General features: G+C 66.1%; 2 protein-coding genes. Both read right to left on the reverse strand.

Annotation, left to right across the window (positions count from 1 at the left end):
- Positions 1 to 24: 24 nt before the first annotated feature.
- Entirely contained in the window at positions 25 to 3,753 is a 3,729-nt protein-coding gene (locus CSC74_RS13020; protein ID WP_211369639.1) for a hypothetical protein, read from the reverse strand.
- Between the two features lie 11 nt (positions 3,754 to 3,764).
- The coding region (locus tag CSC74_RS13025) for an OmpA family protein (protein ID WP_162314910.1) at positions 3,765 to 8,247 on the reverse strand (4,483 nt) is incomplete at its 5' end.

Below are 8,247 nucleotides of genomic sequence, written 5' to 3' on the forward strand. Positions count from 1 at the left end.
TGCCAATTCGTTCTTTCGATGCCATCAGTAACTCCCCACCAGGTTGATGAACCAGCCCTTGTGGTCGTAATCGAAATCGGTCAGATCGTCGCTGAACTCGGTGAAGTTGTAGCCGGCGCCGAGACGGAAGTTCTTGCCGAGGTCGCGGTCCACGCCGGCCAGCCAGCCCTGTTTGGTACCGCCGTCATCGACGTCGAGCCGACGGAACTCGACCAGCGCATGCCACTTCTGCCGCAATTCGTAACGCACCTGGACAGAAGCGAAGGTGGTGGCCGAATCGAACCATGCGCCGGTACCGCGGCCGAATCGCACTTCGCCCTCGCGCCGCGCCAGCTTGGCGGCGAATTCCCAATGCTGGTCGTGCTTGTACACGCCTTCCAGCGACAGCACCTGCGACCGTTGGTCGTAGGTGGCGCCGTTGACCTGCTCCATCGTGGCGAGGTCGTACAGGTAGGTGTAACGACCGAACACGCCCCAGCGCGTGCTGTTCCACGGACGCCAGGCGAAGCCGATGTTGCTTTCGATGAACTTGGCGCCGGCGGCCGGGTTGAGTTCGTCGTCGGTGTCGGCGTAGTTCAGGCGCGCGGCGATGCGCCAGCTGTCGTTGATCTTGTGCAGCAAGCGGTTGGTGCTGATCCATTGTTCGCGCTGTTCGAAGCCGCTGTCCTTGCGCCATTCCAGCTTGCTCTGCCAGTCGGTGTCGGGCGAGGTACGGCCGCCGCTGAGGCTGATCGCACGGCGGTCGACTTCGCCACCGGCGCTGTTGACCAGTTCGCCGTCGGACAGCGTGAAGCCTAGGTTCCAACCCTGCGCCGGATAGAAATCCATGCCGAAGGTATGCGCCAGGCCCGATTCGGCGCGGGTCTTGAGGAACTGGCTTTCGTTGAACACGTTGACCTGGTTCGACAACCGCCAGCGCTGCCCCAGGGTCCAGCCGTTCTGGCGGGCTGGATTGAACAACGAGTCGTACTGCGTCGTGTCGGTCGAATAGGTATAGCTGCCGTAGGCCGTGTGTTCCGGGCTGAAACGGTACTCGGCGCTTACCTGCGCCGCATCGCCGCGATCGCCGCTGGTCAGTTCGGCACCGACGCTCGACAGATCGCCGAACAGGTACTTGCCGCCCACGGTGTAGGCGTCGTTGTCGGCATAGGCGCCGTTGTCGTCATCCACGGTGAACTGGGCGATGCCGTACAGGTCGAGGCTGGTGCCCACGCGCTGCGAGTAGCGCAATGCCGCCAACGTGCCCGCCACGTTGCCGGCCAGACGTTGCTCTTCGACTTTACGCAGCTCGGCACTGAACGTGCTGAAGTCGCTGATGCGCCACTCGCCGGTCACCTGCGCCTGGTCGAGCGATTCGCTGCCACGCTCGGCCTGCGTGTAACGCACGTAGATGCCGAGGTTGGGCGTGAACTGGCCGAGCAACTCGGCGCCACGCTCCTCGATGTCCAGGCCGTTGTCGTAGCGGCTGACCGAATAACCCGCACCGACCACGCGCCACCAGGCGCCCGCGGACCAGTCCTGCTCGGTCCAGCCGAGTTCCTTGAAGTTGGCGCGCGCCTCGATGGCCTTGGCCTCGCCTTCGCGCGGACCGACCGGATTGAGCTGGGTGAAGGTGAAGCCGCCGTTGTCGGAGAAGAACACCGGCGCACTGAACGATTCGGTCTGGCTGTATTCGGCCTTGAGGTAGGTGCCCTTGCCCGCCTGCAAGGTGATGTCGCCAGCGGCCAGGGTGTAATCCTCACCGGCGCGGTTCTCGTCCACGTAGGTGACGCCGACGCCGAGGCGATCGCCGAACCAGTGCTTGCCGCGGAAGCCCGCGGTGACCTCGTCGGCATCGAAATTCGACGGCACCCATTCGTAGTCCACGATCAGGCGTTGCTCGTAGCCATCCAGCGGCGTGTCGCGGGTGATGCTGCGCAGGTTCTCGCGGGTGATCATCGCCAGCGCACGCGTCAGCAGGACGCGGCCCTGCAGTTCGTCGATCTCGTAGTCGGCGCCGCGCTGCAGGGTCACGCGATTCTCGACCCGTCCGGTGGTGGTGTCGCGGATCTCCAGCACCACGCTGTCGGAACCCGGCAGCAGGTCGGCATGCTTGAGGTAATACAGGCTGCCGCCGGTGCCGATGAATTCGCTGTGGCCGGGCGCGGTCTGCGCCTCGGAGCCGAACACGCGCAGTTGCGTATCCGGATCGCCCCAGGCATTGCTGCTGCGCGAACGCCAGCTGAGCGCGGCGCCGTACAGCGAACGCACGTACTGCCCGTACTCGGTGCCGCCGATGCCGGTGGCGTAGTTGCCCCACAGCGCCTGGTTCTTGTCCCAGTCGGCGCGCAGGTAGAAGCGGCCCATGGTGTCGACGTCGCGATAGGTCGTCGAGTCGTCGCCATACACCGGGTAATACAGATCCGGGTCGAGACGGCGGAAGATATCCTGCGGGTCGGCATTGGTGAAGCCATCGAACAGGTGTTCCAGATCACGTTCGGTGGTATCGGCCTGCGCGGTGATCAGGTACCGGCCCTTGAACTTGGCCTTGCCGTAGAACGCGAGGCGTCCGTCGCTGATCACGTCGTCCGCATAGCGGCTGTCGGTGGCGAACTGATCGACCGAGCCGCCGATGTCGTTCTGCGACACGGTCAGGTCGGCGATGCCGACGCCGAAGAAATAACGGCCGGTGACGTCGATGTCCAGGGTGTGGCGTGCGCCGGCACCGGCCGCTGCCGGCGTGCCGCCGAGGCCATCGCTGCCGCTGCGCAATTCGATATCGAAGACCTGCCGGCCGACCGGCACCAGGTACTCGGCCACGAACTTGCGCTCGAGGTCGACCGGGTAGCTGTCGCCGTTGATGTCGAGGCTTTGCCCGGCGGGCAGGTTGCGGCCCTGCACGCGGATGCGCGAACCGTAGATCGGGATGTTCTGCTGGCGCAGGCCGTTGTCGGCGAACACGCTCTGGATCAGGCTCTGGGTCTGCGCCTGGTCGCTGGTGAGCGCGGTACCGAGGTATTTCTCGGCGCTGTCGCGCAACTGTTGTCCGCCACGCTCGGCTTCTTCCGGCGTCACCAGCTGCAGCATGCGCGGCTGGGTCTCGTCGAAATTGCCTTCATCATCGTAGGCGCGCAGCACGTAGACCAGTTCGTCGCCGGCGCGGAAACGATATTTCGACGGCAGGCTGCCATCCCAGTCGCTATTGGATACCGCGGCCACGTCCAGCGGCACCATCGCGACCGGCTCGATCAGATCGGTGTCGGCGGCGCGATAGATCGTCAGCTCGTAACGTTGGACGAACGATGAGTAGTTGCTGCGCACGTAGAACTGCACCGGCTTGGTGATCGCGCTGCCATCGAAGGGCACGATCGATGGCGCCGAGATCGACAGCTCGGGCTCGCCCAGCGCGGGATCCTCGGTGGCCCAGATCACGCCGCCATTGGCCAGCTGCACGCTGAATTTTCCCGATACGGTCGCCTCGCCCGGACGTTCCAGTCCCACGGTGACGCGACGGTCGGGTTGCAGGGTTGTCGACGATGCGTCGCCGGCATCCGTCGTCAACGGCTGACGTTCACCGCGCGTGCGCAGCTTGAACAGCAGGCCGGCATCGGAACGGCATTCGCTTTTGTCGCTGCAGTCCGGGAGCGCCGGTTGCGCGGTGGCATCGACCGGATCGACCGCCGCCTGCCCCGCATCCTGCGCGGCGACCGTTGGCGCCATGCCAGCCAACAGGCCGATCAACGTGTAATCGAGTAGCTTCATCTTCATCTTCATGGCCCGTCCCCTTACTTGCGGCTGGCGCCGGCAGGGGCTGCCGGGTCGTTGCTTGATTCCACGCGCACCTTGCCGCGCACTTCCGGGCTCAGCCTTGTCGCGATCGCTTCGTAGACCGCACGCGCACGGCGCATGCCCAGGGCGAGGTTGTAGGCATCGGAAGCTCGCAGGTCGGCATGGCCGACGATCGCCACCGCGCCGCCACGCTGCTGTTCAAGCCAGGCCGCGACCTTGTCGAGCAGCGGCGCGAACTCCGGCTTGATCGTCGAACGATCGGTATCGAACAGCACCGTGCCCAACAGCGCGCCGCCTTCGGCGATGCCGGCCACCAGCGTCGACGGATCGTCGACCACGGTGCGCACGCTGACGGTCAGCGTTTGCGCGCTTTCCGCAGGCAGCTGCGCCAGCAACGCCGCCTTCACCGCGCTGGCGCGTTCGAAGGCGAGGCCTTCGCTGTCGCCATTGGCGCCGATCACCACTTCGCCACCGTGGTACTCGGTCACCCTGGCGGCGATCTGTTCGATCAACGGCAGGTATTGCTCGCGCACCTGTGCGCTGCCCGGGTCGAAGACCACTTCGCCCAGCTCCAGTTCGACCTGCTGTTCGCCGCCCTTGATCTCTTCGACCGGCAACCTGGCACCGAAGTCGAAGCGCACCGGCAGTCCCGGGGTGATGCGACGGATCAGCGGGTTGTCGGTGGTGATCTCCGTTCCCGGCGGCAATGTCGCCGGATCGACCTTGAGGATGAAGTTGCGACCGCGCTCCCACGCGCCACCCGGCACGCCGGCAAGGTGGTAACGGCCGAACTGGTCGGTCTCCATCAACAAACCATCCACCGAGGCGATGCGCACGCCGGGGATACCGCGCTCGTCGATGCCGGCATTGCCGATCACGTAGTCCACCACGTAACCGCCTTCGCCCTGGGCGATGCGGCGGGTGACCACCGGTGCGGCGGCGTTGAGGCCCTTGGCGGCCTCGCCACTCCGCTCGACCGTGCTGTTGCCGGCCGCATCCATCCGTACCGTCACGCCTTGTCGGGTGGTCAGCACGAAGTCGTCGGTGAAGCGGGTGTCGACCAGACGCTGGCTGAGCACGATCTGCCGGCGCTGGGTCGGATCGGCGATCGACTGCCGCGCAGCGATGTCGCCCAGCGCGATGCCATGCAACAGCGGCGCGCTGGCATCTGCTTCCGGTTCCGCTCCGTCGCCACGATCGATGGTGGTCGAGCCGGGCACGTAGGCCGAGGCTGCAAAACCGCCTTGCACGTGGATGCCGGTCAGCTCCGCGTTGTCCTGCCAGCCGTCGCCATCGCGATCGTCGAACACCGTGCCCAGGATCAGGCTTTCGTCGATCAACGGATCGGCGACCAGCGCCACCTCGGCGGTGGCGATGTTGGAGACCGGGTCGCCACCGCTGGAGAACGCCTGTGCCTGGTTGACCAGCACGCCCGGGCGCACGCCCGCGCCGACGCGCATCAGGTAGACCAGCGTCGCCGATGCGCCGGCGTCGATGTCCAGGTCGCCGAAGCGGATCGGGTTGTAGCCATCGGCGCTGCCTGCATTGTCGCCATCGGCGACCACCAGCGAACCTTCGACGTAGCTGAAGCCCGCCGGCGGTGTGTCGATGATTTCGGCATCGCGCACGTTGGTGGCGCCGACGTTCTGCACCGTCAGCGTGTAGCGGACCAGATCGCCGATCCGCGCTTCGCGCACACTGGTGGTCTTGACCACGCGCAGCAATGCGTCGTCGACAACCTTGTGCTCCGTCTCGCAGCTCAGGCAGGTCGGCTGGTTCTGCGTGCCACCGCCGCCATTGGCCAGCACCGCGTTGCGCACGGCATCACCGGCATCGGGGTTGATGGTGACGGGATAGTCGAAGGTGTAGGTGCCCGGCACGCTTCCCGATGGCAGCACGCAGCGCAGTCCGGGGCCGCTGATGGTGCAGCCGGCCGGCAATGCGCCGACGGTCAGGCCGGGGCCCGGGGTGTCGTCGAGCACGAGGTCCGAGGTGGTCGCGGCATCGGCCACGGTCACCGTCAGCGTGTAGTCGATGACGTCGCCGATGTGGAGCTGCGCGTCGTTGCCCGGATCGGCCGACTTGGTGACGTTGACCACAGGTTCGGCGATGCGATGTTCGGTGCTGCAACTGACGCAGTCCGGATCCTCGCCACCGCCACCGGTGGCGATGACCTGATTGCCGATGTTGCCCGAAGCGTCGGCATCGACGCGTGCCTGGTAGACGAAGCTGTGGACGCCAGGCGCCGTACCGGCCGCCAGCGTGCAGGTCAGCACGTCGCCCGAGACCATGCAGGTGCCACCCGCCGGCGCGACGATCGAATCCGCCTGCACAGCCTGCGCACCGCTGAGGGTGTCGGTCAGCGTGATCGCCTCGGTGGTCGCCGAGTTGGCGACGGTGACCGACACGGTGTAGGTGACCAGGTCGTTCGCCTTGACGGTCTCTCCGCTGGCCGGATCCGAGGATTTGACCACCGATACCTTCGGCACGATCGGGTTGGTCGTGGTGCAGGTCGTGCAGGTACCGGAGCTCGGCACCACGCTGTTCTCGACCGAAGTCGTCGCGTCGGCATCGACCGTGGCGGTGTACACGAAGGTATGTACCCCGATCGCCGCGTCCGCCGCCAGCGTGCAGGTGATGACCTGCCCGGCAACGCTGCAGCCCGCCGGCAAGGTGCCGACGGTGAGGCCGGCGCCGAGCGTGTCGGTCAGCGTTTCCGCCGTCGTCGTGATCGCGTTGGCGACACTGACGGTCAGCGTGTAGGTCAGCGTGTCGCCCACCGACACCGCCGTACCGCTGCCCGGGTTGACGCTCTTGTTGACCGTAACTTCAGGAGAAACCGGATTGGTGGTCGTGCAGGTCAGGCAGGTGCCGGTACTCGGCACCACGCTGTTCTCGACCGAGGTCGTTGCATCGGCTTCCACCGTCGCGGTGTACTCGAACAGGTGATCGTCGATGGCCGCGCCTGCTGCCAGTACGCAAGTGATGACCTGGCCTGACGCGGTGCAGCCGGCCGGCAAGGTGCCGACCGCCAGACCCGCACCCAAGGTGTCCGTCAGCGTCTCCGCCGTCGTGGTCACGGCATTGGCGACCGACACGGTCAAGGTGTAGGTCAGCGTGTCGCCGACTGATACCGTCGTGCCGCTACCTGGGTTGACGGTCTTGTTGACCGTGAGGGTCGGATCGACCGGGTTGATGGTTGTGCAGGTCAGGCAGGTGCCGGTACTCGGCACCACGCTGTTGCTGACCGACGTGGTCGCATTGGCGGCCACCGTGGCGGTGTATTCGAAGGTGTGATCGTCGATCGCCGCGCCTGCTGCCAGTACGCAAGTGATCACCTGGCCCGACGCACTGCAGCCGGCCGGCAAGGTGCCGACCGTCAGACCCGCACCCAGGGTATCCGTCAGCGTCTCCGCCGTCGTGGTCACCGCATTGGCGACCGACACGGTCAAGGTGTAGGTCAGCGTGTCGCCGACCGACACCGCCGTGCCGCTGCCCGGGTTCACGCTCTTGTTGACCGTAATTTCGGGCGAAACCGGGTTGGTGGTCGTGCAGGTCAGGCACGTGCCCGTACTCGGCACCACGCTGTTGCTCACCGAGGTGGTCGCATTGGCGGTCACCGTCGCGGTGTACTCGAACAGGTGATCGTCGATCGCCGCGCCTGCTGCCAGTACGCAAGTGATGACCTGGCCCGCCGCGGTGCAGCCGGCCGGCAAGGTGCCCACCGCGAGGCCGGTGCCGAGCGTATCGGTCAGCGTTTCGGCCGTCGTCGTGATCGCGTTGGCGACACTGACGGTCAGCGCGTAGGTCAGCGTGTCGCCGACCGACACCGCCGTCCCGCTGCCCGGATTCACGCTCTTGTTGACTGTGATTTCGGGCGAAACCGGATTGGTGGTCGTGCAGGTCAGGCAGGTGCCCGTGCTCGGCACCACGCTGTTGCTCACCGACGTGGTCGCATTGGCGGCCACCGTGGCGGTGTATTCGAAGGTGTGATCGTCGATCGCCGCGCCTGCTGCCAGTACGCAAGTGATCACCTGGCCCGACGCACTGCAGCCGGCCGGCAAGGTGCCGACCGTCAGACCCGCACCCAGGGTATCCGTCAGCGTCTCCGCCGTCGTGGTCACCGCATTGGCGACCGACACGGTCAAGGTGTAGGTCAGCGTGTCGCCGACCGACACCGCCGTGCCGCTGCCCGGGTTCACGCTCTTGTTGACCGTAATTTCGGGCGAAACCGGGTTGGTGGTCGTGCAAGTTAGGCACGTGCCCGTACTCGGCACCACGCTGTTGCTCACCGAGGTGGTCGCATTGGCGGTCACCGTCGCGGTGTATTCGAAGGTGTGATCGTCGATCGCCGCGCCTGCTGCCAGTACGCAAGTGATGACCTGGCCCGCCGCGGTGCAGCCGGCCGGCAAGGTGCCCACCGCGAGGCCGGTGCCGAGCGTATCGGTCAGCGTTTCGGCCGTCGTCGTGATCGCGTTG

This window comes from Pseudoxanthomonas yeongjuensis, assembly GCF_010093345.1.
Lineage (GTDB): Bacteria > Pseudomonadota > Gammaproteobacteria > Xanthomonadales > Xanthomonadaceae > Pseudoxanthomonas_A > Pseudoxanthomonas_A yeongjuensis.